The sequence below is a fragment of the Candidatus Protochlamydia sp. R18 genome, from assembly GCF_000648255.1.
Taxonomy (GTDB): Bacteria; Chlamydiota; Chlamydiia; order Chlamydiales; family Parachlamydiaceae; genus Protochlamydia; species Protochlamydia amoebophila.
This window is the reverse complement of record NZ_BASL01000766.1, coordinates 1-1,110: the sequence shown is the minus strand read 5'-3', so window position 1 is coordinate 1,110 and position 1,110 is coordinate 1. Positions and strand designations below refer to the sequence as shown.

Annotated in this window: 1 protein-coding gene; it reads left to right on the top strand. The window is 35.5% G+C overall.

Annotated features, from left to right (window positions below; genetic code table 11):
* On the top strand, positions 1-1,110 hold a 1,110-nt coding region (locus TY19_RS16285; RefSeq protein WP_042282270.1), incomplete at both ends, for a hypothetical protein.

Genomic DNA, 1,110 nt, shown 5'->3' with positions numbered 1-1,110 from the left:
TACTGCCACAATTTTTTTCTTAAAAAAAATTATTCAGAAGGGCTAGAAGAACAAAATCAACTTTTGCGCAAACTTATTTTGCAGCGAAAAATCTACCTTTTTAATTTGAAGAAAAAAAATTCTCTTGCCGACGCTGCCTGCCATAAAATTGATAGCGGTTGTCGCAAAATTGATGAAAAACTTTCCACTATTATTCCTCAAATTCAGGATTTAGAAGCCCAACAACAAGAATTTAAGCAAACGGTTGCAGAAACTTGCCTTATCCAGGCTGAAACAAGGGAAACCATTGGGCAAATTCAGGCAGAGATTGAGGGAATAAGAGTGTATACTTCTATTCCCACTCAAGAAGAACTAGATAACGGAAAAGAACAAAATCCACTACTGGCATCCATGCAAACGCAATGTGAAATACTGCGCTCTCACATAGACTTTATGAATACAATAAATGAGAAAAAATCCGCTGATTTAAAGGCATTCAATCAAGCCTTTCAAGAACTTCAAGAATCTTATGAGGAACTAGAAATTCTTAGGCAAGAAATAAAACAGTTTCAACAAGATGATGAAGAGTTTGTAAAAGGTGTAGAAGAGCTTCGAGAAGATGGCAAACAGCTTGCACAAGCAGTGGAAGAGCTTGGAGAAGATAACAAACGGTTTGCACAAGCAGTGGAAGAGCTTGGAGAAGATAACAAACGGTTTGCACAAGGAGTAGAAAAGTTTGGAGAAGATAACGAACGGCTTGCGGAAGAAACAAATAAGCTAACTGAAGGTGTACAAGCCCTTAAAATCGATATAAAAGAAATCGATCAAACACATGAAAGGTTGGAAAACCGGTTACAAGAAATACAAGAAACTGAGCGATTAATGAAAAAAATTACCAAACTATTTAATTCCTCTCAAGTTTCAGATTCGCAAACGTCAACAACGCAAACTTCTCTAACAGGCGTAAATTTACACTCGCAGCAAACAACAAAACGTAAAATTACATTTCTTGGTTCAATCAAAAACTTAATATTTCATTCATCTTCTCGTAAAAATTTTTCGACTTCATTCTTAAATCAGATTCGTTTAATTTTTGCTTGGATTGGTATTTTTCAAATTGCCAATGCGATT